The following is a 23,796-nucleotide window of genomic DNA, read 5'->3' as shown; positions in this document are numbered from 1 at the left end:
TGAGAGATATAAGCAATGTTTTAGCTCATGAAAAAAAAAGATATCAAGATTTTATTGGTAGATGATGAACCGGATATTTTGGAAATTGTAAACTACAATCTCTCTGCCGAAGGCTATCAGGTGTTTACTGCAAAAAATGGTCTTGAAGGCGTAGCAAAGGCCAAGAAAAAACTACCTCACCTTATTGTTTTGGATGTTATGATGCCAGAAATGGATGGTATTGAAGCCTGCGAAATAATGCGAAGAACCCCCGGGTTGGAAAATACCATTATTACCTTTTTAACCGCTCGTGGAGAAGATTATTCCCAAGTGGCAGGTTTTGATGCCGGTGCGGATGATTATATTACCAAGCCCATTAAGCCAAAAGTATTGGTAAGCAAGGTAAAGGCGCTTTTAAGAAGGTTGAAAGAAGATAACGCAGAGACCGAAGATATTGTAAAGGTGGGCAATATCGTAATCAATAGAGAAGAGTATAAAATTGAGAACAACGGAAAAGAGATTATTCTTCCTCGTAAGGAGTTTGAACTGTTGGCCTTACTTACCTCTAAACCCAGCAAGGTCTTTAAAAGAGAGGTTATCTTAGATAAAGTATGGGGGAATGAAGTTGTGGTAGGAGGCCGTACTATAGATGTGCATATTCGTAAACTTCGGGAAAAAATAGGCGATAACCACTTTAAGACGGTCAAAGGTGTAGGGTATAAGTTTGTTCTATAATGGCGATACGACTAAAAAAGTCATATAAGTTTGCTTTCCGGTCGGCCTTATTTATCGCTTTAATTTTAGTTGCTTTCTCTGTTCTTATTCTTTGGTATGCCAATGTGCCAGATTGGTTGTTGCTCCTTTTTTTTGGACTTATTTCTTTCATTGTCCCTTTTCTTATTATTCAGTTACGAATAGAAAAATTTATCTATAGACGGATAAAAAAGATCTACGATGACGTCTCCCTGTTAGAATCTAAAACGCTCGATTCCGGTACCATTACCACAGATATGACCACATTGACCAAGGAAATTGAAAAGTTTGCCTTGGACAAAAAGATAGAAATAGATACGCTGAGGATTAGGGAGGAATATAGAAAAGATTTTTTAGGAAACGTATCGCACGAATTAAAAACACCTTTGTTTACCGTACAAGGGTATATCCTTACTTTGTTGGATGGTGCGCTAGAGGACAAAAACGTTAGAAAAAAATATTTGCAACGTGCCAATAAAGGCGTGGAACGACTCATCTATATCGTAAAAGACTTGGATTTGATCACCAAGTTGGAAGTTGGCGATCTTCATCTAGAATTGCAAGATTTCAATATTATTGAATTGATTCAGAATGTGTTCGACCTCCTAGAGATGAAGGCTGCCAAAAAGAGCATTGCACTCACTTTTGATATGGATTATGAGCATCCGGTTTATGTAAAAGCAGATAGGGATAAAATTCAACAGGTAGTATCCAACCTCTTGGTAAATTCCATAAAATATGGACAAGAGAACGGTACCACGGAAGTTAGCGTGGAGAATCTAATAAAGAATAAGGTTATCGTTAGGATCACCGATAACGGTGAAGGTATCCCGCACCAACACATACCCAGACTTTTTGAACGGTTTTACAGAGTAGACAAAAGCGGCAGTAGAAGGGAAGGAGGCTCAGGGTTGGGACTATCCATTGTAAAGCATATTATTGAAGCCCATGATGAAAAAATTTATGTAGAAAGTGTTGTGGACGTGGGTTCCGAATTTTCCTTTACCCTAGAAAAGACTGAAAATAACGACTCATAATTTAGTTCCGGGCCAAAACTTTTAAGACCCTTAAATTGACCTACCGAATTTAGCATTCCTATTGTAAATTGGTTTTGCCCGCTATATGGTACCATACGCATTTTATGTAGGCGCTTTGCCAAATATTCTTGTTCGTATTGCCCAGGGGTAGGTATAAAAAATGCGGGTTTTTCCAATTTGGCAAGATCCATTATGGTGGTATACCCAGAGCGACAAAGTATCATATTGCTCTCTTCCAAAGCTTTTTGAAGTTCGGCAGATTTCATATAGTTATAAGTAGTAACCACCAATTTCTCGGAAATCTCGGTTTTGCTTTTAATGTCATCTTCAACTACCCCCCTAACGAAGAGTACCCTACCGGAATATTCCTTTAGTTGGGCGGTAATTTTGTTTTCCAATATTGTTCGCTGAGGTTCTGGTCCGGATAAAAGGATCATAAGGTCATACACTATGGAAAGGTTTGTCCTTTTAAACCTGCTGAGTGGGCCTATGTACTTAATGCGCAAGTTTGTTTTTTTCAGGTGCCCTAACTTACCCGAGAGATTGGGAGTTCCCGCTACATCGGGAATCCAGCACTCCGCAAACTTTTTAATAATTTTTTGATGCACCTTAGAACTCATCCATGTAGTGTTTCCTGTAAGCACATTTAGCTGGTGGGTAATAAAGACACAGGGGACTTTTTTGCTGTAGACACCCAGTCTGTTGTCGGAAATTATACCACCTATCTTTAAAGACCTAACAAGGGCTTTGGTCTCTTTCTTTTCCCTACGGATCGCTTTTAGCATTTTTGGTGAATCCCATATCATTTTTAACTTGAAGTTTTTCCCTTTTTTGGCATATGTGATATTATAAGACGGAAGTATTACCGAAGTTAACCCCGGAAACTCTTTTTGTAGTAGTGCAAGGGCCAATCCATCCGAGGCAATTACGGGGACAAAACCACTTTGCAGCAAGGCATTAATTAATGGGATACATCTTGTAGCATGCCCTAATCCCCAATTTAAGGGGGCCACCAAGATCCGTTTAGAATTGTCCATAACTACAAAGCAACAACACAAAAAACATAGGAAGATTTCCTTAGTTTTGTGAAATCATTAAATTTTGGTTTCGGTGGGTAGCAAAAACAAGCTAAAACGATTTAAGGAGAACGAAACGTTCAAAAATGTAATCCAACCAGATAGGGATGAAGTCTTAAAAGGGGGATGTGATTTAAAAGGCAATTGGGCCAAACATTTTGGAAATGATAAACCCATTGTTTTAGAGTTGGGATGTGGTAAGGGAGAATATACCTTAGGATTGGCAGAGCAAAACCCGGAAAAGAATTTTATAGGGGTAGATATAAAAGGGGCACGATTCTGGAAAGGGGCAAAAGATGCTTTGGGACGGGGTTTGGAAAACGTTGCCTTTCTTCGTACCCAGATAGAAATGATACATCTACTTTTTGACAAGGGCGAAGTGTCCGAGATATGGATTACCTTTCCGGATCCCCAAATAAAGTATAAACGCACCAAACATAGACTTACCAACAATGTTTTTTTGCAGAAGTATAAATATATTTTAAAGGAGCAAGGCCTAGTAAACCTTAAGACCGATAGCGAATTTATGCATGGATATACCTTGGGTCTCTTACATGGTTTGGGGTGCGAGGTATTATATGCCAATCACGATGTCTATAAAAACGAAGGAAGCCCAAAAGAAGTTTTAGAGATACAGACTTTCTACGAAAATCAGTATCTTGAAGAAGGAAAACCAATAACCTATATCCAATTTAGGATTACATAACCAATAATGCACCTACTTATACTGTTCTTCGTTACTTTTTCCGCAGCTTTTATGGCTACCGTGCCTCCGGGACTGTTAAACATGAATGCCGCCAAAACCAGTGTAGAAAAAGGGAAGTTAAACGGAATTATCTTTAGTATCGGAGTTTCTTCCATGATCATGATCCAGGCATATATTGCCGTTATGATATCCAAATTCCTGTATAACAACCCAGAAGTAATTGATCTGCTACTTAAAATAGCACTAGTAGTCTTCGCATTTTTTGCAATCTACTTTTTTGTAAAGGCAAAACGCAATGCCAAAACCAAAATGAAGATTGTGAAAATGAGCAAAAAGAACAGTTTCTTCAAGGGTATATTGTTGGCAGCGCTAAACCTACTGACAATTCCGTATTATAGCGGACTTAACGTAATGTGGACATCATCTGGGTGGATAAAATTTGAGATTTGGGACATAGCTGTCTTTATTTTGGCGGCCGGATGTGGTACATTTTCAGTACTCTATATGTATACGATCTATTTCTATAAGTTGGAAAATAAAACAAGGAAGTTTTCAAAAAATTCCAATTATATCCTCAGTGCTCTTATGCTTGTACTTTTGGTAATTACGATTGGCCGTATTTTTTATTGATTGTTCTATAAAGGTCTTAGCAGTTAAGACGACTATTTTGATATAATAATTGAAACACTCTTTTATCCTAAAAAATGAAGCCGGAAAATCAGAATTTTTTTGAAAAAGTCTATGATGTGGCCCGTCAAATTCCATACGGTAGGGTAACTTCCTATGGAGCCATTGCCAAGTATTTAGGTGCGGCAAGAAGTGCAAGAATGGTGGGTTGGGCCATGAACGGTTCTGGAAGTAAGGAGGATGTTCCTGCCCACCGAGTGGTAAACCGTAAGGGTCTGTTGACCGGGAAACACCATTTTGATGGTACCACGCTTATGCAACAGCTTTTGGAAAATGAAGGTATAAAGGTTGTGGACCATCAGATTGTGGATTTTGAAAAGTGTTTTTGGGATCCGGCAACAGAGTTGATCTAAGCAAGAAAAACGTCATTCCTAAACCTGGTATAAGTAGATAAATTTAACCTATACACCTATGTTTGTTTTCAATTGGGACGCTTCTTATTCTCCGACCGATACCCTATCTTTGTAATTTAGAATCAATTTAATTAGAGGCTACTAGCCGTTGTAATACATGAAGCTCGATAAAAAGGATATTCTTAAGGCGTTGGAGGAAATAACCGTTCCCGGCGAAGGACAAAATATGGTAGAGAGCGGCGCCCTAACCAATGTAATGGTATTTGGTGATGAAGTGGTTGTGGATATTACCGTTTCCAACCCCAGTTTACAAGCTCGTAAGAAAACCGAGGTAGAAATACTAAAAATAATACATAAGAGGGTATACGAGAAGGCCAAGATTACTGTAAATGTTAAGGTAGATGCACCAGCTAAACCCAAGGTGAACGAAATAAAGGGCAAACCAATACCCGGAATCCAGAACATTATTGCAGTTGCTTCTGGGAAAGGCGGTGTTGGAAAATCTACGGTAACAGCTAATTTGGCGGCTACATTGGCAAAAATGGGTTTTAAGGTAGGTTTGTTGGATGCCGACATTTATGGTCCTTCTGCACCCATTATGTTCGATGTGGCGAATGAAAAACCGTTGGCGATCAATATTGAAGGTAAATCTAAAATGAGACCCGTGGAAAATCACGGCGTAAAGATTTTGTCCATTGGCTTTTTTACCCAACGCGATCAGGCTGTAATATGGAGAGGACCCATGGCAGCAAAAGCATTGAATCAAATGATCTTTGATGCCCATTGGGGCGAATTGGACTTTATGTTGTTAGACCTTCCACCGGGCACAGGAGATATACATTTAAGCATAATGCAGTCCCTACCGGTAACAGGTGCTGTAATAGTAAGCACCCCCCAGGAAGTGGCCCTTGCCGACGCTCGCAAAGGAGTAGCCATGTTTCAGCAAGAGTCTATAAACGTTCCGGTACTGGGAATCGTGGAAAACATGGCCTATTTTACACCAGAAGAACTACCCAACAATAAATATTATATCTTTGGTAAAGAAGGGGCAAAATATCTCTCTAAAGACTTGGAAGTCCCCTTTTTAGGAGAAATACCTTTAGTTCAGAGTATCAGAGAGGCCGGTGACATAGGTAGGCCCGCGGCAATGCAGACAGCTACGCCCATAGAGGCATCCTTTGAAGAAATAACAAAAAACGTGGTACAACAGGTGGTACTACGAAACAAGAGCTTACCTCCCACGGAGGCAATTAAAATAACAACAATGGCGGGTTGTTCGGCCGTTAATAAGAAATAGGTATGACATCGGAACAAATAAAACAGAACATAGAAAAGGCGCTGGATGAAATCCGACCCTTCTTGCAAAGCGATGGAGGGGATATTTCCTTAATATCCATTGATAACGATACTTCGGTAAAGGTGAGATTGGAAGGTGCATGTGTAGGTTGTAGTGTAAATCAGATGACCTTAAAGAGTGGAGTGGAGATGACCATTAAGAAATACGTTCCACAAATAGAGGAAGTTATCAGTGTGGATTAGATATTATGATAAAAGTCATGTATCCTTTTCAAATCACATAATAGCTTTGTTGCCATTCTTTAGAACGCTTTTTCCATGTTAAAAACAGACATTCTTATTATTGGCGCAGGACCTACGGGTCTTTTTGCAGTTTTTGAGGCTGGCTTGTTACAGCTCAAATGTCATTTAATAGACGCTTTGCCACAAGCAGGAGGACAATGCTCAGAAATTTATCCAAAAAAACCCATTTATGATATTCCCGGTTTTCCAGAAATACTTGCTGGGGAATTGGTAGACAATCTTATGGATCAAATAAGACCTTTTCAACCAGGCTTTACTCTTGGGGAACGGGCAGAGACAATTGAGAAATTGGAAGATGGGTCCTTTATTGTTACTACCAATAAGGGCACCAAACACCATGCTCCCATAGTGGCGATTGCAGGGGGGTTGGGGAGTTTTGAGCCACGAAAACCACTGTTGGAGAATTTAAAGAAGTATGAGGATAAGGGTGTGGCGTATATCATAAAAGACCCCGAAATATACAGGAACAAAAAAGTGCTGATTTCCGGGGGTGGTGATTCTGCCCTGGATTGGAGTATTTTTTTGTCGGAGGTGGCCTCTGAAGTAACTCTGGTACACCGCAGAAATGAGTTTAGGGGCGCCTTGGATTCCGTAGAAAAAGTACAACAACTGAAAGATCAGGGAAAGATAAATCTAATAACACCGGCCGAGGTAATAGCACTTAGAGGTGCCGATAATTTGGAAGCCGTAGTGGTAAGAAAAGAGGATAAAGAAGTAACCATATCAGTCGATAGTTTTATACCACTTTTTGGACTTTCGCCAAAATTAGGACCAATAGCTGATTGGGGTTTAGAAATTGAGAAGAATGCTATAAAAGTAGATACTTTTGACTACCAAACGAACGTTCCTGGTATTTATGCCATTGGGGATGTAAATACCTATCCCGGAAAATTGAAACTGATCTTATGCGGTTTTCACGAGGCGACGCTTATGTGCCAAAGTGCGTATCAGCGCATTTTTCCGGATAAAAAATACATCATGAAGTATACCACCGTGGGAGGAGTACAAGGTTTTGATGGCAGTAAGAAAGAAGCTCCCAAAGCAGTAGTAAAAAAAATAGAATAGCAAGTTAGAACAGTAGATGCAAGACGTAAAAATAAAGATAAAAGATCGGGATGGGGTAACCCATGAGATAGATGCGCCAACGGATATGAATATGAACCTTATGGAGGTGGTTAAGTCCTATGAACTGGCACCGGAAGGTACCATAGGGGTATGTGGGGGTATGGCGATGTGCGCCTCATGCCAGTGTTATGTTCATTCGGATCATAATCTACCCGAAAAGTCGGATGATGAGGATGCTATGTTGGCCGAGGCTTTTTATGTGGAAGACAACAGCCGTTTGGGATGTCAGATCCATATAACATCAGAATTGGAAGGTTTGGAAGTAGAGCTGGCACCAGAAAGCTAATAATGCTATAACAACAATACCATCATTTTCGGTTGGGTTTAAATCCTCGCCTGATAAGTAAACAGATTATAGTATCTTCCTTCCAAGGCAATAAGTTCTTCATGGGTCCCTTGCTCTTCTATCCGTCCATTTTCGATAACCAAAATTTGATCGGCTTTTCTTATTGTACTTAATCTGTGTGCTATAACAAAAGTGGTACGGCCTTTTGTTAGTTCGGCCAAACTCTTTTGAATCAATGCTTCACTTTCGGTGTCCAAACTAGAAGTTGCCTCGTCCAAAATCAAGATTTTTGGATCGGCCAAGACTGCCCTTGCAATGGCTATACGTTGTCGTTGCCCTCCCGACAGTTTTACACCTCGCTCCCCGATCAAAGTTTCAAGACCTTCTTCAAATCGGTCCGTAAACTCATCAACATAAGCCGCTTTTACAGCATTGTGGAGCGCCGTTTCCGATGCGTTTGGTCTGGGGAACAAGATATTCTCCCTTATAGTGCCTTCAAATAGAAATTCGTCCTGTAACACTACTCCCAAATGCCGCCTGTAGCTGGTAAGACTAACCTTGGACAAATCAGAACCGTCAATGGTTATGGTACCCGAAAGCGGATTTAAAAAAGTGGCTGCAAGGCCTGCTATCGTAGATTTTCCCGAGCCGGAGCTGCCCACAAGAGCCACCACATCCCCACGGTTTACCGTAAAACTTATGTTATGCAACACCTCCTTGTCCTCCTCATAGGCAAAGGAAACATTGTTAAATTCTATATCGCCATGAATATTCTGAAGTTCAATGGTTCTATCTTTTTCATCCAATTCGGGCGTCATGTTCATTAGTTCTTCAGTACGGTCCAGACCGGCTAGGGCCTCCGTAAGCTGACTACCTATATTGCTCATTTGTACAATAGGGGCAATCATTAGACCCAAAAGAAAAGTAAAGGTCAAAAATTCGCCCACGGTAAGTTCGTCCATCATTATTTTATAACCTCCCATGCCCATAACACCGGTGGTTGCTACACCTAAAAGAAAAGTAGAGGAACTGGTCATAAACGCAGTGGCCGTAAGGCTTCGTCTTACGTTTTGAAATAATTTGTCCACCCCAGACTCAAACACCGTATGCTCCTGGCGCTCAGCGTTAAAACCTTTGATTACGCGTATGCCTCCCAGAGTTTCTGTAAGCCTGCCTGTGACTTCGGCATTTATTTTTCCCCGATTTCTGAAGATAGGACGTATAATTTTGAAGGCCTTTAAGGCAATTATGGCAAAAATTGCCAAGGGTACCAAGGTAAACAGGGTCATGGACGGGCTAATATCTATCAAAAGCAGCAACGATACTATGGCCGTAACCGTACCACCCACCAACTGTACAAGTCCTGTGCCAATTAAGTTTCTTACACCCTCTACATCTGTCATAATACGCGATACCAAGGCACCGGATTTGGTGTTGTCAAAAAAACGAATTGGTAAGGAGAGTACTTTTTTCTGTACTTGCGCCCGTAATTCCGATATTAAGAACTGAGCCTGTACACTTAGGATTTTCGTTAATAAAAAAGAGGTAATCGCCTGGGCAAGAATGGCTAGACCTACAATAAGGACAAGAATTTTAAGCAGGCCTATATCTTTGTTGGGAATAACATCATCCATCAAATATTTTAGGGATAAGGGAGCTACAAAACTTGCCGCTTTGCTGATGACAATGAGCAATAGTCCAATGAAAACCAAGTTACGTCTTGGCCAGATGATGGTCTTAAAAGCTTTTAGGATACTAACTTTTTTATTGGGCATAAAGCAGGTAATGCAATTTTAGAGCATGCAAGTTACTTTAAAAAAGAATGTAATTCCCATGCATTTTCCATGGAGTTGTTTTTTTAAGTCAAAATTAGTATTTCAAAGGGAAGACCATTAATTTCACCAACCAAAGGTTTAAAGATATGGACGTAAAAGACAGTAATGGGAACAGTCTAGAGGATGGAGATAATGTGCATGTAATCAAAGATTTAAAAATTAAGGGCATGTCAAAAACCCTGAAAAGGGGCAATATTATTAAGAACATAAGATTAACTTCCAATAATCAGGAGGTGGAATGTAGGATCGGGAAAGCTCAAATTGTTCTAAAGACCCAGTTTTTAAAAAAAGCATGGCCATAGGTTGCCAAATTATCCCTCGAAAACTGTTGGGTTAAATATGACGATACCAGAGTTTCACAAAAATCTAAACTTATGAGAATATTGTTTTTATTAATATTATTAACTGCTTGTGGGGCCAAGAACCACAATGATGACTTAAAACGTTGGCAAGAACATGCGGATAATACAACTATAATACGAGATGATTTTGGGGTGCCCCATATCTATGGTAAAACCGATGCCGATGCCGTCTTCGGATTACTTTATGCACAATGTGAGGATGATTTTAACCGGGTAGAACAGAACTACATTTGGGCTACAGGGCGTTTGGCAGAGGTAGAAGGCGAAAAAGCTTTGTATAGTGATTTAAGGGCCAAATTGTTTATGACAGAGGAAGAGGCACGGATAAATTATGAAAAGAGTGCACCTTGGCTTAAGGAACTTTGCAATGCCTTTGCGGATGGTATTAACTATTATTTACATACACACCCTGAGGTAACCCCAAGATTACTCACAAAGTTTGAACCTTGGATGCCCATGTATTTCAGTGAAGGATCCATAGGGGGCGATATTGAACGAATTTCTACCCAAAAGATAAAGGCGTTTTATGAAAGTGGAATGCAAATGCCCAAGACTTTGTTACTAGAAGCTAAAAAGAAGAAGGAGGCTTTGGAGCCACAAGGATCCAATGGATTGGCCATTTCGGGTAAATTAACCCAGTCTGGTAATCCCATGTTGCTAATTAATCCGCATACTTCATTCTACTTTAGGGGAGAAGTGCATGCGGTAAGTGAAGAGGGTCTAAATGCATATGGGGCGGTAACCTGGGGCCAGTTTTTTGTATATCAGGGATTCAATGAAAAAACAGGTTGGATGCATACGTCTACCTACACCGATGTTTTGGACGAATTTGCGGAAACCATCATGGAAGTAGATGGAGAATTGTTTTACAAATACGGCGAAGAATTGCGCGAAGTGCAGATCTCGGAAATCACCTTAAAATATAAAACTGGTGATACACTGGCTCAGCGAACCTTCCCCGCCTACCATACACATCACGGACCCATTACCCATATGAAAGATGACAGATGGGTAGCTACTGCCATGATGTGGGAACCGGTAAAAGCTCTGGAACAATCCTATATCCGCACTAAGCAAACAGGTTATTCCGGTTTCCGAAAAATGATGGATATACGTACCAACTCCTCCAACAATACGGTCTATGCCGATGCTGAAGGCAATATTGCCTATTTCCATGGAAATTTTATCCCGGTAAGAGATACGATCTTTGACTATACCCAAGTGGTTGATGGAAGCAATCCTGATACCGATTGGAAAGGGTTGCATTCCGTAGATGAAAATATACTGCTGTTGAACCCGGCCAACGGGTGGATCCAAAATTGTAATTCCACACCTTTTACCGCTGCCCTGGAATATAGTCCTCAAAAGAAAGATTACCCAAAGTACATGTCTTTGGACCGGGAGAATTTTAGGGGGGTCCATGCCATAGATTTATTAACGGACAGAAGCGGATACACCCTGGATAGTCTAATTGCCCTTGGCCATGATCCGTATCTGCCAGCATTTGAAAGGCTCATTCCAGGGCTCATAGAAGCCTACGATAAATCATTTCCCAAAGACCCTCAGCTAAAAGAAGCAATAGAAATGCTACGTTCGTGGGATTATAAAACTTCTAAAACCTCCGTGGCCATGTCATTGGCACATTTTTATGGAACTTTGTACGGCGAAAAGGGAGAGCGCCCTTTGAGTGCCATGAGCGATATGGAATTGATGACTTATTTTGGGACACAATCACCTTTGGAAGAACGATTGGCCATATTTTCGGAAACGGTAGTCGGTTTGGAGGAAGATTTTGGCGGTTGGGATACGCCATGGGGCGAAATTAACCGCTATCAGAGGATAAACGGAGACATTCTACAGCCTTTTAACGATAATGAACCCAGTATACCCATTGGTATGGCTTCTGGGCGTTGGGGCGCTCTGGCGGCCTATGGAGCAAGATATACGAACAACACCAAGAAAATTTACGGTACCCGGGGCAATAGTTTTGTAGCCGTAGTGGAGTTTGGAGATATAGTAAAGGCGAAGACTATACTGGCAGGTGGACAAAGTGGGGATCCTACATCTCCCCATTTTAACGATCAGGCATCGCGCTATGCGGACATACAATTTAAGGATGTTCCCTATTACAAAGAAGATGTATTAAAAAGAGCTAAGGAAACCTATAAGCCAGGAAAAAGATAGCGGATACGTACGGGCATTAATCCTTAACAATAATCAGGGATGCCTTGGAGCCTGTAGAAAGATTCCATCGGTTGGAATAAATCAATTGCCCATGATCATCATAGACATCTATCTGGGCGGTGTTAGGGCCAGAGGAACCTTGGTTCAGCGCCTCAAAGTCCAACCTATTGAAACCTTTGTCCAAGTCTAGGTTAACTCCTTTGAATGCCGATGTTAAAAGAATATTGGGCTCTACGACCGTTCCGTTTGCATAAATTCTTACTCGGTCTCCGTCTACATACTCATGGTCTCTGCATACGATACCCACAAACAATGAACTGGTTTTTACATCACCCAGATACTGGTCACCGTAGTGCGTATTTTTACCCCCCTTTTTTTCCCGTTCGCCAATTTTGGGATCTATCTTTAAATCGCGGCCTGCGTCTACCAGTTCACGATCTGGTAACATTTTAATGTTTCTGGCAGTAAGGGAATCCCTTAGATTATAGGTTGGCTTCTTGTCCAATATGGACGGCATCTTAAGTGCAGTTCCCTGATTGGGGTTAACATCACCTTCAATATTGAGCGGTTGAGACAATGGAATATCTGTCTGCGCCCACCCAATTAGGGGCAAAATAAATACTACCAAAGCTGTGAGCAAAAATTTCATAGGCACATAAGCAGTCGTAAATACCTTTCAAAAATAACAAATACCCTGCCATAGCGTTTTAAATTGCTGTTAAATTCGCCGAGGGACCTTAGGAACAGATCAATTTTGGATTTCTAGGGTTCAATATGATGATAACCTTCTTGTAGTCAAATTTGCCATACTTCTGAGTTTTAAAGAAGCATAACTAACTAGCATTCTGGGTTTAATTCTGGTAATACAAAACCTGATAAATGTCATAGTAATTCTGTCGTATCTACCTTAACTTCAAGTATTTAAAAGCTACCGTTATGAAACCAAAAAAGAATCCCAACGTAGATTTAAATCGTGATAGTGGCCTTTTTTTTGTAATTGGCCTTACCCTTGTCCTTTTTCTCACATGGAGGGCATTGGAGCTTAAAACATATGACAAGGACGAAGCGCTTGTAGAAATTGTTCAGGTAGTGGATGATGTAAAAGAAGAAGTACCCATTACAGAGCATATAAACACTCCGCCACCACCTCCACCGCCTGCGGCTCCAGAAATAATCCAAATTGTTGAAGATGTGGCAGAAATTGAGGAAACAGTAATAGAAAGTACTGAAATGAGTCAGGAAACCATCATAGAGGATGCCATTGTTAGTGTGGATGATGTAGCTGTGGAAGAATTGGAGGAAGAAATTACGGTGCCCTTTGCCGTAATTGAGAACGTACCCGTTTTTCCAGGTTGCGAAGATGGTGATAACGAGGAGAGAAAGGCCTGTTTTCAAAAAAAAATACAAGAACACATAAATGAGAACTTTAAATACCCCCAAAGTGCCTTGGAAATGGGGTTGCAGGGAAAGGTTTTTGTATACTTTATAATTGATACGAAAGGCCATGTGTCCGGTATCAAGACCCGTGGCCCAGATAGGATATTAGAAAAAGAAGCCAGTCGTATCATGGCTTCCTTGCCCAAAATGACTCCCGGAATGCAACGCGGAAGGGCGGTAAGGGTACCTTATAGCATACCGGTCCACTTTAAAATGCTATAACTTGGTTTGCCAGACAAATGTAATGGGGCGGTTATCTCAATCGCCCTATGCCCTTTTATAATCCACTAATTTCTGTGGGCCTTCCAACAAAATACGGACAATCTGTAAAGTGCCATCATCCTTTGTGGCTATTTGCCATTTTATGAGCGACATTTTTCCATCCTCTATTTCTATTCCGGTGATACTCCTTGGGTGCACACAACTACCATCATTAAAAAATGGAATGTCACCAGGTTCTGGAAAACGGGGCCGATGCGTGTGCCCAACAACGGTAATGATAAGATTGTTCTGAAGAATCCAACGTTTTATACGCTTTTCAACTTTTATCAGCTCCTTGTGGTTTCTGGCCGGACTAGTAGGGTCTGCTATGCCCCAAACCTGAAGTGGTTTCCACAAGACACGAACCAAAAAACGGTTGATTCGCCATCCATGGTAATTCATAAAATCTGCCTGATGGCCATGGGTCAGAAAGATTTCCTGTTCTGTTTCCCGATGTTTTAAAATAATGGCTTCATGGTATATTAAATCTTGCAGCAAAGTCTCTTTGCGCTCCTCCTTGGGCTCAAAATAGGAATATAAATATTTTTTTACGTAAGCCGGATTGCGGTATACCATATCGTGGTTGCCATATATCATGTGAAGGCGACCCTCCTGGTGATACTGCTTCATAAGGAGAAAGATATTCTTGTGGGCTTCAAAAATAGGCTCAAAAGAACGGTTTTCCCAAAGTTCGTCCCCATCACCAAGTTCGCAGTAGGTAAAACCCTTCTGAAAGTAGTGTTTTAGGGCATGGAAGTATATATTTCTGTTATTTGCAAAATCATCCGCAAAGCTGTTATCCCCCCTATGGCAATCGCTGAAGAACACAAATTTTGAGTCATTATTAAAGGGTATTACCTGGGCATTTTTGTAGGCATTGGTTAGCCTTGTGCGGGACGACATAGCGGAAATTTCCATAAATATCCAAAAAAACCTCAGAACGGCATAAACATTCCTTTAACAAAATTTACGATTTTTCTTTGTAATTTTGGTGGTTCTAATGGTACTAATACTAAAATGGTAGGCGATAAGGACATAGAATTACCCTTAGCACGATTGATTAGCTTTAACAAATTGTTGGAGCATTATGATACCATGGCGAAAAGCAAGGATGCTTTTATGGTCGCTAAGGCGAAGCGTGTTTTGGATGCCCAAGCTCCTTATCCTGAATTGCGAGATGGCTTTACCGATGTAAGCTTACTACAGAAGTACGAGGATGTAATAAGCTTGATCTTGGAAGATACTTTTTCTGAGATTCTTGGTGAAAACGAAATTAAGGTAGCTTCTTTACCTTATAACAACCTTATCTTTAATTCTTCTAAACGGTTCCGAAAAATACTGGCCGAAGCAGGCCCGGACTTTGTACCCACCATTAGAAATCAGGAAGATGGTGTAAATTATGTAATGGCGTGTACGGTTATCCTAAGTTTCTATTACGGATTTAACTTGGATTTTAGACGACCATTTTTTTATGATATTCCCGATAAAAATGGTGTAATGCACCATTATCGGATTTTATACAACGCGGATTTCATGGAAATAATCCCTACCGATGTTGTTAAGGAGATTACCCAAGAAGACGTAGATGAACTTCTTGAGAATTCGGATAACTTAGAACTTTGGAAAGAGAAAATACCACCCAATAGTTTTATTGCCAAAGGATTTGTTATTTCCAATATGTTTGATGTTACTGCAGAACATTCCATATCCGAGATTAAGTCAGAGTTAATTGCCAGTGATAAACGTGGCAGTGAAAACTTTATGGTAGATCTTCAGGAAACCTTTAAATCTTTTTTCAATCTTCCGGAAATACGTGTAGGTTTTGTTACCTATAACCCAAAAGAAGATAAGTTTGAAAGGGTATACGGCAAGGGCATCGATAGTTTTATCCTCCAAGATAACGATGAACAATCTTGTGAGGAAGCATTGTGCCAAGGCTCCTATTCAAAATTACTGCAAGAAAACACCTATTTCGCCATAGCCGATGTGGATAAATATTTTAAACTCTCTGGGGGCATCGCACCGTATAAGAGTTTAAAAGAGCAAGGGTATAAGAGTGCAATTTTTGCACCCATTGCAAATGATGGAGTACTTTTGGGGGTTTTAGAACTGGTCTCTACCAGGGTCAATGAGCTCAATAGCGTTAATTCCACTAAATTGGATGACGTAATGCCCTATATTGTTTCTGCGGTATTACGCTCCAAAGCGGAGGAAGAAAATCTAATAGATGCCATAATCCAAAATGAGTGTACCTCGGTGCATTCATCTGTTTATTGGAAATTTCAGGAAGAGGCAAAACGTTTCATTATTGACGATTTAGAAGGCAGACAGCCTTCATTTAAGGAAATAGTCTTTAAAGATGTATATCCACTTTACGGGCAGATAGATATTAAAGATTCTTCGCAAGCCAGAAATTCGGCCATTCAACGCGATTTAATGATTCAGCTTTCCGAGATCAATAACGTACTCGATGCGGCTTGGAAAAAGAATAAACTACCCATTTATGAAGAACTCATCTTTAGGGTTAACAATCATATCGATAGTGTAAAAGAGGTACTATACACAAATAGTGAACAGGCCATTTTCGATTTTATAAAGGAAGAGATCAGGCCAGTGCTAGACCATTTAAGGAAAGACGCTTCCCTGGTGGAAATCATAGAGGAGTACGAGTCCAAAATTGATCAGGGTACGGAGTCTTATTATGATCACCGCAGAAACTATGACGAAAGCGTAATGCAAATCAATAAAAAGCTGGTCGCTGTTATAGACAAAAAACAAATAGAGGCCCAGGAAATGTTTCCACATTATTTTGAGCGTTACAAAACGGATGGTGTTGAGCATAACCTATATATTGGCGATTCTATTGTAAGCGATAAGGAGTTTGATCATTTGTATTTAAACAATCTTAGGTTGTGGCAGTTGCAGGTAATGTGCGATATGGAAAATAGGTATTACAATCTAAAACCACATTTACCAGTACAATTGGATGTTTCTTCCTTAGTGTTAGTATACAACACGTCGTTGTCTATCCGTTTCCGTATGGATGAGAAGCAATTTGATGTGGATGGTACCTACAATGCCCGATACGAAATCATTAAAAAGAGAATTGATAAATCTTTTGTTAAAGGCACCAATGAACGGCTAACCCAAAAAGGGAAGTTGGCCATAGTCTATTCGCAGAAAAAGGATGAACTGGAATATTTGAGGTACATCAGTTTTCTTAAATCCAAAGGGTATTTCACCAATAATATAGAGATTGTAGAACTCGAGGGACTCCAAGGGGTAACTGGTCTTAAGGCCATTAGGGCAGAAATACTGTACCAAAAAGGCAAGGAAACCGAAAAGACCTATACCTACGACGATTTAATGGAAGAGCTTAAGGCGTAACCATAACTCTTTACGATTTTAAAAAGTCATTCGTTCAGGGCCGAAGAACCGGAAAGCAATACCAAAAGCTATTACGGAGACTATCATACCTATCATAAAAATAGTGTAGGTCCAACGTAAAATCTTATACTTTCTATTTAATACCAAGCCTAAAAAGTAGAGATCTTTGGTAAGTGAGGAGTATACGTATTCTTTGTCTTTTATCAGTTCTTGGATGGCCCATTCATAATCCCTCAATTTCATCTTATGAAAATTACCAAAGAACAATAGGTTCACTTTTTTATTGGTTACATCTTCCTTGGTAAACTGCCCGCTAGTAACATTTGGCCTTGTTGCCAAAACCGCCAGTATCATGGATATTACACTGAAAATAATGAAAATAATCGTAGGATAAAGCAAATACTTGTTAGAGGGATTATCCAATTTGGGTATTAGGTTGGACAAGGCAAGTGAAATAATAATTGCATTTACAGACAGCAAAATGTTGGCTTTGGTATCTGCAATGTCACTTAGGGTAAGGTGGTTTTTTAAGGTTACCCTAAACAAGGTCTGGATGCCACGATCGGGGCTCTCATTTTTATATTTGGCTTTAAGGGCTTCTTTTTTGGCTATTTCCTTTTCGGTATTTTTCTCTTTGATAAGTTTTTTTAGGTTTTTGTCCTTTGTTTCTTGCCAGTTTTCCTTTGCGTATTCCGTATAATAGCGATGTTCTTTTTTAAACATGGCAATATTGGCGTCGCACCATTCTTTGGTAGTATAGGTGGCAATACCCAGTTGGGCAAGTTCTTCCCTTAAAAAATCGGAAGTTTCCAAATAACTTTTCTGGCCAAAATGCGAAGCATCCGCATCTCTAATTATTTCTTCAGAAATGGTTTTTGGTTCATAATGTCGTTTGGTCGCCAAAATAAGATCGCTAACTCGCTGTTGCATTTCAGCAGGGTACCCCTGAGTTTCCAAAAACTCCTCAGCTATGGCACAACTACCCTCTTCATGATTTTCCCATCCCTTTGTATATCCCGTGTCATGCAACCATGTCGCCAAAAGTAAGATCTCTCTTTCTTTCTGGTCAAGGTCGAAAGAGTTTAACAATTCTTTAGTACTTTTAACTACACGTTGGGTATGTTTTAAATTGTGGTAAAGGTATTTGGAATCTAATTGTTTAGACAACAGTTCTGTAACATAAGATTTAGTTTTTTCAATTATATCCGACATATATAGCAACTTAGAATTCCCAAAATACGAAATTTTGAATTTTAAAATCATCGGTATGCAGAAATATTACTTTTTCCTGATATTAATTTTCCTTTTTACGGCATGTGCAACATATAATGCAAAGTACATAGATCCAACAGCAGCCAATGATGTTAGTAGTGACAAAGAAATTTCGCATACGTTTTATTTTATTGGCGATGCTGGTCTTTCACCTTCGGGGCAGTTGAACCCAGCTTTAAAACAGTTCAAAAAAAGACTGGATGGTTCCAACGAAAATAGTACGGCCATTTTTTTGGGAGATAACATCTATCCGGCAGGAATGCCATCCAAAAAAGATGATCTGGGGCATAGTGTGGCCAAGAACAATCTGGATGCGCAATTGAAGACCGTGGAAGGATACAAGGGGAAGACCGTTTTCATTCCTGGAAACCACGATTGGTACAGTGAGGGATTAAAAGGGTTGGAGCGTCAGCAAAAGTATATAGAAAAGCAGCTTAATAGCAAGGAGGTCTTTTTTCCAGAAGACGGTTGCCCTATGCAAAAAATCGATATCAATGATGATGTGGTTGTAATAGCTATTGATACAGAATGGTATTTAACCAACTGGGATAGGCACCCTACCATGAACGACGAATGTGAAATAAAAGATAGGGAGAAATTCTTTGAAGAACTTGAAGGTCTCATCAAAAAAAATCTGGATAAGACCACCATATTGGCTATGCATCATCCCGTATTTACCTATGGAGTCCATGGCGGCCATTTTTCCTTTAAGCACCAAGTAATCCCTGTCCTAGGCAGTTTTGTGAACGTATTGAGAAGAACTACGGGAGCTTCTACAACAGATGTGCTGAACAAAAGGTACACAGAGCTTCGCAAGCGTATAGTAACCTTGGCTCAGTACTCGGAAAAAGTAGTATTTGCGTCTGGCCATGAGCATAGCTTGCAATATATCGTTGAAGAGAACACACCACAGATAGTAAGCGGTTCTGGGGCTAAAAAAGGCGCTACACGCTTATTGAATGGGAGTAAATTTTCTACTGGGAAAATGGGATATGCCACCATGGAGGTGTATAAAGACGGATCTTCCAGAGTTAGATATTATGGGGTAATGCAAGATGGTAATGAAGAATTTCTATTTACCTCCGAAGTACTACCTCCAGAAAGAAAAGATGCTGTAAAAGAATACCCCAAAACCTTTCCTGCTGAAGTAAAAAGCTCTATTTATAGCACCCAGGAAATTGAAAAAAGCAACTTTTTCAAATCCATTTGGGGAGAACGCTATCGTGATGTCTATGCTAAGCAAGTGTCCGCGCCTACAGTGGATTTGGATACCTTGTTCGGCGGTCTTAAAGTTACTCGTAAAGGAGGTGGCCATCAGTCCAAATCACTTCGTTTAGAAACCAAGGAAGGCAAAGAATATGTGATGCGTGCCCTGCGCAAAAGTGCAGAGGTGTATTTGCAGGCTATTGCCTTTAAGGACAAATACGTATTAGGACGATTTGAAGACAGTTATGTGGAGGAGCTACTTTTGGATTTCTACACCGGGGCGCACCCATATGCCCCTTTTGCCATAGGCACACTGTCCGAGGCCGCAGGGATATACCATACCAATCCGGTGATGTACTACGTCCCTAAGCAGAAAGCCTTGACGGGTTTCGATGATGAGTTTGGTGACGAACTCTATATGATAGAGGAGCGCACTACGGACGGACATGGTGATCAAGCAAGTTTTGGATATGCAAACAAACTGGAAAGTACGGACGATCTACTGAAAAAATTGCGTAAAGATGAAAAATATAGTGTAGATAAGACGGCCTATGTAAAAGCGCGACTATTTGATATGTTAATAGGCGACTGGGATAGGCACGTGGACCAATGGCGATGGGCAGAGTTTAAGGATGACAAGACTGGAGATATGTTGTACAGGCCAATACCAAGAGATAGAGATCAAGCATTTTCACTAATGGGGGATGGCGCACTTATGAAATTGGCTACCAAATTGGTGCCATCTTTAGGAATTTTTGAGGGATTTAACGAAGAAATTAGAAGTGTAAAAGGATTTACCTCATCCCCAATGACTTTTGCACTGGATATGGCGCTGCTCCCAGAGACCAATCTAGATGTTTGGGAAGAACAAGCTACGTTTTTACAAACAAATATAACTCCTGAGATTATTGATAAAGCATTGTTGTCCTTTCCAGTGGAGGTAAGGGACGCAGGGGCCATGGCAAGGATAAAGCGCGTATTACTGGCAAGAAAGAATACCTTGGTAGAAACCGCGCGCGAGTATTACGGAATCATAAACAAATTTTCCGTAGTGGCCGGGACGGACAAGGATGATCATTTTACCGTTACCGGAATGCCTGATGGAAAAGTAGAAGTGACAGGATATCGTATCAAAAATGGAAAAAAAGGGGATCAGTTTTTTAAGAAGATATATGACAGATCGGTTACCAAGGAAGTTTGGATATATGGCTTGGATGATGATGATTATTTTGAGGTAAGGGGAGTTAAAAATGGAACACCTAAAATTAGGATCGTAGGAGGCCAGAACAACGATATTTATGATGTAGAAAATAGTAAGGGAGTTTATATTTATGATAATAAAGCCAAGAAGAATACCTTTAAAAGTGTAAAAGGAGCAAGGAAACGACTTACGAATGACTACGAAACCAATACCTATAGGCCTATTTTAATTAAGAACAGTAGCAATCAGATTATACCTACCATAGGCGCTAACCCAGATGATGGTCTTAGAATAGGTATTTCGGATACGTACACCTATAACGGTTTTGAGCAAAACCCGTTTACAAGCCAACATACGTTTAATGCTTCTTTTTATTTTGCCACTAGTGGTTTTGATTTAGGATATACAGGAGAATTTGCAAACGTTGTGGGTAAGGCCAATCTAGAACTTTCGGCCAAATTTACCAGCCCAAACTTTAGTATCAACTTCTTCGGTTTTGGAAACGGATCCGAAAATATGGATGATGATCTGGATTTGGATTTTAACAGAGTTAAGTTAGAGACATTCAGGTTTGCTCCCTCTTTGGTATGGCGGGGCGATTTTGGTTCCAAAGTAAGAACAGGAGTTTCTTATGAAAGTATAGAGGTAGAGGAAACAGATGGCAGATTTATAAACACATTTTTTCAGCAGAATGGCGAAGAAACCGAAAACAATTTTTTTGGTGTAGATGCTGAATACAGTTATGCCAATTCCGATAGCGATGCTTTTCCCACGTTGGGGATGGCCACTTCGTTGCATGTAGGCTACAAAACCAGCACAGAAAATAGCGGCCAAAGTTATGGCTTTATTATTCCGAGCCTTGCTTTTGACTATAAACTGGTGCCTAGCGGACAGTTGGTTTTGGCAACAAAAGGCAAGGCACATTTTAATATTGGGGACGATTACGAATTTTATCAGGGTGCCAGTATTGGAGGGTTTGATGGGCTTCGAGGATTTAGAAACCAACGTTTTACGGGGAAAACGTCATTCTATCAAAATACAGATTTAAGACTAAGTCTGAGCAAACTGAAAGCTGGCTTTTTACCGTTGTCTACAGGGTTGTTTGCAGGCTTCGATTATGGCAGGGTCTGGTTTCCGGGAGATGATGATTCCGATCAATGGCATACGTCTATTGGCGGCGGCTTTTTCCTGAATATCGTAGATATAACCTCGGTAAATTTAGCACTGTTTTCCAGTGATGATGGTTTACGCTTTACCTTCGGGCTTGGGTTCGGGTTCTAATCAATCCAGGGTATAGGTATAGAGGTTTCGCCCGGTATGGGCACTTTGTTCATCTGCTAGATATAGGGTGTTGTTATTTTTAAAGCAGAGCGACTCTAGCTGTGTTGTGGCACCCAAGTCTATGGTTTCCATTTTACCTGTAGTGAAATTTTCCATTTCAAAATCGGTAAAGACCCAAAGCTTACCATATCCCAACAAGGCAATTTTCTTACCATCTGGGGAAACATCCGCTGCGGTTACCCTACAGATTTTATTGGTTGTGCAAGGTGTAAAACTACCGATGTATGTTGCATTGTAGGTTCCCTTTTTGGAAGGTAACTTATAGACCAAGGCTTTTCCTGTAAAAGGTGTTGCCCTATTCTTTGTAATAATGTACAGCTTGTCCTTAAAGTAAAATAAGGCCTCCGAATCAAAAAACAAACTATCTTTTTTTGGAGGGAACCTCTTTTGTTCCGGGTAATTGAACCTTATTTCTTCTGCACGGATCTTGTCTCCCTTTTCGAGTTCAGGATTTGGGATCTTATATATCACCAAATCGTCGCGTTTATTGGCATTGTTACCCGTATCGGCGATATAGACATTCCCTTTGTCGTCCTTTGTTAAATCTTCCCAGTCCCTATTTTTGGCTCCTTTTACCTTCAACTCTTTTAGGATCTTCCCGTTTAAATCAACCTCGAAAATTTTATCGTGGTTTCCGTTATCTTCTATGATCCAAACTGATTTATCGGTTAGACTTGTAATACCAGAGCTCTCCTTTATTTTTTTTGGCAGTTTGGCAACAAATGTAAGTTGCCCGTAGTTGGAACAACTCACGAGAAAACCAAATAAGAAAAGACTCAAAAATTTCATTATTTTATTCTTTTATAGGTAAATAAACTTCGGCCTTCCAATTTAGTTCACTGCCTCCTTCCATAGGATTATTGAAGAAAAACTCCACCGGCGTATATTCAACATCTATATTGTTTCTCTCCGCATAGGCCTTGAGTGTAAACCACGCTCTGTCCGATATGGTATAATTACCATTGAAAATGGCTTTTATTCCTTTGTTTCCACCGTATTTTTGGAATTTGATGTCTGGATGAAAGGGAAGTGAGTCCGGCTTATTGATAGGGAACATAAAATCGAAGCTTATATGATCGTTTTCAATGTCCCACGAAGTAACCTTTACGGTGGGTTCGGATAAGACCTTAATGTTTTTTTCTTTTAACCAAGGTAGTATTATCCCGTTCTTATCTATCATTTCAGCAGCCTTTTTGGAAAGGGAACTTTCGGTACTGATGTACGCATAGTTGGCTTCAGGAATTAAAGCATCCCCAACAAACTTAACTTTATGTTTTTTTAAGTGAAAATCCAAACTTTGACTAAAGTTGGTCGCCTTTGACAAAAACATATTTTTAAGTGGCGGATCCGTATACAAATTTTTAAGCCTTGTAGCTAGGCTATGATCCAAATCCAGAATCTTGATCGTTATTTCGGTTACGGAATCGTTCATACTTTCCAATTTCCAATTCATCCGAATTAAACTATCTCCAATTTTAAGGGTTTGCTCAAAATGTGAGAATGGCTGGCCTGTTGTTTTTAAGACCGTTAACTCCCCTTCCTTTTCAAGAGCGTTCCCCCATTTGGAAATGTGTTGGTATATAGTGCCCGGTGCTGTTGTTTTGGTAAGTTTAATCCGATAATCATGATCTTTGATATTCAAATACCAAAAACCACTAATTAACAACACGGCGGCTACGGCCAATATAATCCGTTTACCCTTGCCCATA

21 protein-coding genes are annotated in these 23,796 nt (G+C 40.2%); 14 read left to right on the top strand and 7 right to left on the bottom strand.

What is annotated here, in order from left to right:
• Positions 1 to 27 precede the first annotated feature (27 nt).
• Positions 28 to 714: a response regulator transcription factor gene (locus ACEQ81_RS01035; RefSeq protein ID WP_411028984.1), complete on the top strand. Its 687-nt coding sequence runs from the start codon at positions 28 to 30 to the stop codon at positions 712 to 714.
• Positions 714 to 1,769 (top strand): sensor histidine kinase, encoded by a 1,056-nt coding sequence (locus tag ACEQ81_RS01030; protein ID WP_411028983.1) that lies wholly within the window; start codon positions 714 to 716, stop codon positions 1,767 to 1,769. The genes ACEQ81_RS01035 and ACEQ81_RS01030 overlap by 1 nt, the downstream gene beginning before the upstream one ends.
• Here ACEQ81_RS01030 and ACEQ81_RS01025 read toward each other — a convergent pair.
• Positions 1,694 to 2,806 carry a glycosyltransferase gene (locus tag ACEQ81_RS01025; RefSeq protein ID WP_411028982.1) on the bottom strand — a complete coding sequence of 371 codons (1,113 nt, stop codon included), beginning with the start codon at positions 2,804 to 2,806 and terminating at the stop codon, positions 1,694 to 1,696. The genes ACEQ81_RS01030 and ACEQ81_RS01025 overlap by 76 nt on opposite strands.
• Positions 2,807 to 2,879: 73 nt before the next feature.
• On the opposite strand from ACEQ81_RS01025, the gene trmB reads away from it, so the two are divergent.
• The 7 genes from trmB to ACEQ81_RS00990 all read left to right on the top strand — a co-directional run bounded on the left by trmB (position 2,880) and on the right by ACEQ81_RS00990 (position 7,601).
• Positions 2,880 to 3,551, top strand: a complete 672-nt coding sequence (gene trmB, locus ACEQ81_RS01020; RefSeq protein ID WP_411028981.1) for a tRNA (guanosine(46)-N7)-methyltransferase TrmB — start codon at positions 2,880 to 2,882, stop codon at positions 3,549 to 3,551.
• Positions 3,552 to 3,554: 3 nt separating this feature from the next.
• Complete coding sequence (locus ACEQ81_RS01015) at positions 3,555 to 4,181, top strand: LysE family transporter (protein WP_411030354.1); 627 nt, start codon at positions 3,555 to 3,557, stop codon at positions 4,179 to 4,181.
• Between the two features lie 74 nt (positions 4,182 to 4,255).
• Complete coding sequence (locus ACEQ81_RS01010) at positions 4,256 to 4,591, top strand: MGMT family protein (RefSeq protein WP_411028980.1); 336 nt, start codon at positions 4,256 to 4,258, stop codon at positions 4,589 to 4,591.
• 157 nt (positions 4,592 to 4,748) lie between these two features.
• Entirely contained in the window at positions 4,749 to 5,888 is a 1,140-nt protein-coding gene (locus ACEQ81_RS01005; protein WP_411028979.1) for a P-loop NTPase, read from the top strand.
• Between the two features lie 2 nt (positions 5,889 to 5,890).
• The gene (locus ACEQ81_RS01000; RefSeq protein WP_411028978.1) at positions 5,891 to 6,130 is read left to right on the top strand and encodes a NifU family protein; all 240 of its coding nucleotides are present in this window, start codon (positions 5,891 to 5,893) and stop codon (positions 6,128 to 6,130) included.
• Between the two features lie 75 nt (positions 6,131 to 6,205).
• Complete coding sequence (locus ACEQ81_RS00995; protein ID WP_411028977.1) at positions 6,206 to 7,255, top strand: NAD(P)/FAD-dependent oxidoreductase; 1,050 nt, start codon at positions 6,206 to 6,208, stop codon at positions 7,253 to 7,255.
• 16 nt (positions 7,256 to 7,271) lie between these two features.
• Entirely contained in the window at positions 7,272 to 7,601 is a 330-nt protein-coding gene (locus ACEQ81_RS00990) for a 2Fe-2S iron-sulfur cluster-binding protein (protein ID WP_411028976.1), read from the top strand.
• A 38-nt stretch (positions 7,602 to 7,639) separates the two neighbouring features.
• Here the strand turns inward: ACEQ81_RS00990 and ACEQ81_RS00985 are convergent, their stop codons facing one another.
• Positions 7,640 to 9,376, bottom strand: a complete 1,737-nt coding sequence (locus ACEQ81_RS00985) for an ABC transporter ATP-binding protein (protein ID WP_411028975.1) — start codon at positions 9,374 to 9,376, stop codon at positions 7,640 to 7,642.
• 146 nt (positions 9,377 to 9,522) lie between these two features.
• Between ACEQ81_RS00985 and ACEQ81_RS00980 the strand changes: the two genes are divergently transcribed.
• Both ACEQ81_RS00980 and ACEQ81_RS00975 read left to right on the top strand, forming a co-directional pair.
• The gene (locus ACEQ81_RS00980; protein WP_411028974.1) at positions 9,523 to 9,738 is read left to right on the top strand and encodes an alkylphosphonate utilization protein; all 216 of its coding nucleotides are present in this window, start codon (positions 9,523 to 9,525) and stop codon (positions 9,736 to 9,738) included.
• 72 nt (positions 9,739 to 9,810) lie between these two features.
• The gene (locus tag ACEQ81_RS00975) at positions 9,811 to 11,982 is read left to right on the top strand and encodes an acylase (RefSeq protein ID WP_411028973.1); all 2,172 of its coding nucleotides are present in this window, start codon (positions 9,811 to 9,813) and stop codon (positions 11,980 to 11,982) included.
• A gap of 16 nt (positions 11,983 to 11,998) precedes the next feature.
• Here ACEQ81_RS00975 and ACEQ81_RS00970 read toward each other — a convergent pair whose 3' ends face one another.
• Entirely contained in the window at positions 11,999 to 12,631 is a 633-nt protein-coding gene (locus ACEQ81_RS00970) for a hypothetical protein (RefSeq protein ID WP_411028972.1), read from the bottom strand.
• Positions 12,632 to 12,918: 287 nt separating this feature from the next.
• Here ACEQ81_RS00970 and ACEQ81_RS00965 point away from each other — a divergent pair, with 287 nt between their 5' ends.
• Positions 12,919 to 13,641 (top strand): energy transducer TonB, encoded by a 723-nt coding sequence (locus ACEQ81_RS00965; RefSeq protein ID WP_411028971.1) that lies wholly within the window; start codon positions 12,919 to 12,921, stop codon positions 13,639 to 13,641.
• 45 nt (positions 13,642 to 13,686) lie between these two features.
• Here the strand turns inward: ACEQ81_RS00965 and ACEQ81_RS00960 are convergent, their stop codons facing one another.
• On the bottom strand, positions 13,687 to 14,583 hold the full coding sequence (locus ACEQ81_RS00960; RefSeq protein WP_411028970.1) for a metallophosphoesterase: 897 nt from the start codon (positions 14,581 to 14,583) through the stop codon (positions 13,687 to 13,689).
• Positions 14,584 to 14,697: 114 nt separating this feature from the next.
• On the opposite strand from ACEQ81_RS00960, the gene ACEQ81_RS00955 reads away from it, so the two are divergent.
• Positions 14,698 to 17,067, top strand: a complete 2,370-nt coding sequence (locus ACEQ81_RS00955) for a GAF domain-containing protein (protein WP_411028969.1) — start codon at positions 14,698 to 14,700, stop codon at positions 17,065 to 17,067.
• Positions 17,068 to 17,085: 18 nt separating this feature from the next.
• Here ACEQ81_RS00955 and ACEQ81_RS00950 read toward each other — a convergent pair whose 3' ends face one another.
• Positions 17,086 to 18,279, bottom strand: a complete 1,194-nt coding sequence (locus tag ACEQ81_RS00950; protein WP_411028968.1) for a Pycsar system effector family protein — start codon at positions 18,277 to 18,279, stop codon at positions 17,086 to 17,088.
• Positions 18,280 to 18,334: 55 nt separating this feature from the next.
• Between ACEQ81_RS00950 and ACEQ81_RS00945 the strand changes: the two genes are divergently transcribed.
• Positions 18,335 to 22,027: a metallophosphoesterase gene (locus ACEQ81_RS00945; protein WP_411028967.1), complete on the top strand. Its 3,693-nt coding sequence runs from the start codon at positions 18,335 to 18,337 to the stop codon at positions 22,025 to 22,027.
• Here ACEQ81_RS00945 and ACEQ81_RS00940 read toward each other — a convergent pair whose 3' ends face one another.
• Both ACEQ81_RS00940 and ACEQ81_RS00935 read right to left on the bottom strand, forming a co-directional pair.
• Positions 22,028 to 22,876, bottom strand: coding sequence for a hypothetical protein (locus ACEQ81_RS00940; RefSeq protein ID WP_411028966.1), 849 nt, complete (start codon positions 22,874 to 22,876; stop codon positions 22,028 to 22,030).
• A 4-nt stretch (positions 22,877 to 22,880) separates the two neighbouring features.
• Positions 22,881 to 23,795 (bottom strand): hypothetical protein, encoded by a 915-nt coding sequence (locus tag ACEQ81_RS00935; RefSeq protein ID WP_411028965.1) that lies wholly within the window; start codon positions 23,793 to 23,795, stop codon positions 22,881 to 22,883.
• Position 23,796 lies beyond the last annotated feature (1 nt).

It is taken from the genome of Spongiimicrobium sp. 3-5 (genome assembly GCF_046557915.1).
Lineage (GTDB): Bacteria > Bacteroidota > Bacteroidia > Flavobacteriales > Flavobacteriaceae > JBHEBG01.
The sequence above is the reverse complement of the archived record's forward strand: the minus strand, read 5'-3'. Positions and strand labels throughout refer to the sequence as shown.

Bases quoted from the DNA above. Each gene is read 5' to 3' on its own strand.
- ACEQ81_RS01035 (WP_411028984.1), top strand. From the start codon at position 28: ATGAAAAAAAAAGATATCAAGATTTTATTGGTAGATGATGAACCGGAT.
- ACEQ81_RS01030 (WP_411028983.1), top strand. From the start codon at position 714: ATGGCGATACGACTAAAAAAGTCATATAAGTTTGCTTTCCGGTCGGCC.
- ACEQ81_RS01025 (WP_411028982.1), bottom strand. From the start codon at position 2,806: ATGGACAATTCTAAACGGATCTTGGTGGCCCCCTTAAATTGGGGATTA.
- ACEQ81_RS01010 (WP_411028980.1), top strand. From the start codon at position 4,256: ATGAAGCCGGAAAATCAGAATTTTTTTGAAAAAGTCTATGATGTGGCC.
- ACEQ81_RS01005 (WP_411028979.1), top strand. From the start codon at position 4,749: ATGAAGCTCGATAAAAAGGATATTCTTAAGGCGTTGGAGGAAATAACC.
- ACEQ81_RS01000 (WP_411028978.1), top strand. From the start codon at position 5,891: ATGACATCGGAACAAATAAAACAGAACATAGAAAAGGCGCTGGATGAA.
- ACEQ81_RS00995 (WP_411028977.1), top strand. From the start codon at position 6,206: ATGTTAAAAACAGACATTCTTATTATTGGCGCAGGACCTACGGGTCTT.
- ACEQ81_RS00990 (WP_411028976.1), top strand. From the start codon at position 7,272: ATGCAAGACGTAAAAATAAAGATAAAAGATCGGGATGGGGTAACCCAT.
- ACEQ81_RS00985 (WP_411028975.1), bottom strand. From the start codon at position 9,376: ATGCCCAATAAAAAAGTTAGTATCCTAAAAGCTTTTAAGACCATCATC.
- ACEQ81_RS00980 (WP_411028974.1), top strand. From the start codon at position 9,523: ATGGACGTAAAAGACAGTAATGGGAACAGTCTAGAGGATGGAGATAAT.
- ACEQ81_RS00975 (WP_411028973.1), top strand. From the start codon at position 9,811: ATGAGAATATTGTTTTTATTAATATTATTAACTGCTTGTGGGGCCAAG.
- ACEQ81_RS00970 (WP_411028972.1), bottom strand. From the start codon at position 12,631: ATGAAATTTTTGCTCACAGCTTTGGTAGTATTTATTTTGCCCCTAATT.
- ACEQ81_RS00965 (WP_411028971.1), top strand. From the start codon at position 12,919: ATGAAACCAAAAAAGAATCCCAACGTAGATTTAAATCGTGATAGTGGC.
- ACEQ81_RS00960 (WP_411028970.1), bottom strand. From the start codon at position 14,583: ATGTCGTCCCGCACAAGGCTAACCAATGCCTACAAAAATGCCCAGGTA.
- ACEQ81_RS00955 (WP_411028969.1), top strand. From the start codon at position 14,698: ATGGTAGGCGATAAGGACATAGAATTACCCTTAGCACGATTGATTAGC.
- ACEQ81_RS00950 (WP_411028968.1), bottom strand. From the start codon at position 18,279: ATGTCGGATATAATTGAAAAAACTAAATCTTATGTTACAGAACTGTTG.
- ACEQ81_RS00945 (WP_411028967.1), top strand. From the start codon at position 18,335: ATGCAGAAATATTACTTTTTCCTGATATTAATTTTCCTTTTTACGGCA.
- ACEQ81_RS00940 (WP_411028966.1), bottom strand. From the start codon at position 22,876: ATGAAATTTTTGAGTCTTTTCTTATTTGGTTTTCTCGTGAGTTGTTCC.
- ACEQ81_RS00935 (WP_411028965.1), bottom strand. From the start codon at position 23,795: ATGGGCAAGGGTAAACGGATTATATTGGCCGTAGCCGCCGTGTTGTTA.